Source organism: Oleiphilus sp. HI0043 (assembly GCF_001634935.1).
The window spans coordinates 1-721 of record NZ_LWEY01000781.1; the positions used below are offsets into that span (position 1 = coordinate 1).

Here is a 721-nt window from a genome sequence, read left to right on the forward strand (position 1 = left end):
GCAAAGTGATTTCGGCGTCCAGTCTACTCAGCTTGGCTTTGAGTGGAAGGGCGCGATTAGTATTGATAGCCATGCCTTTGTAGGCAAGGCTGCTTTTAATAAGATGTTCGTAGATGATGGCGAACACAGTGTTAACAATGCTTCTTTAGGTGGTTTTTTAAACCTGTCCGGTTTTAACGAGCGAGACCTGAGCGGGCCGCATAAGGCCTTTATGGCATTGATTTATCAATACGACTTACGTGGAGGCTTTATTAGAAAAACAGGTTTGCCCTTATACGTAGGACTTAGCGCAGAAGCTGGGAATGTGTGGAGACAGGATGAGAAAGTCGACCTCGAAGAGCTTATTTATGGTGGTAGTATCTATCTAGGCACCGACACCATAATGGGCCCAGTTGCTTTGGGCTACGGTGCCAATGATCATGGTGCCAGCTCGGTATACTTTTACCTGGGTTACGAGCTGTAAGTTTGCCGCTAAGAGAAGTATTCCACTATCCAGGTATAGAGTAGGTCGACGCTTATATCTGCCAGCTTGATTTGCTGAAATGCATCATCAGGGTCCTTATCTCGGTAAGCGAACTGATACATAAGCTGTTCGGGCTGTTCATCATGCAGAATCAAGATGATTCGTTTACCACTTTTCAGACAATCAATTGTCATGACGTCGGCCGGAATCCCGTTAGCTCGCATATTTTTGCTGACACCGACAACCGGATTAATGTTG

The 721-nt window shown here is 45.8% G+C and carries 2 protein-coding genes; one reads left to right on the forward strand and one right to left on the reverse strand.

Annotation, left to right across the window (positions count from 1 at the left end; genetic code table 11):
* Positions 1-463: hypothetical protein (locus A3729_RS32680; protein WP_197475718.1), on the forward strand; the 463-nt coding region annotated here is incomplete at its 5' end.
* An 8-nt stretch (positions 464-471) separates the two neighbouring features.
* Here A3729_RS32680 and A3729_RS32685 read toward each other — a convergent pair.
* Positions 472-721 (reverse strand): hypothetical protein (locus tag A3729_RS32685; RefSeq protein ID WP_197475719.1); only part of this gene is annotated, 250 nt, incomplete at its 5' end.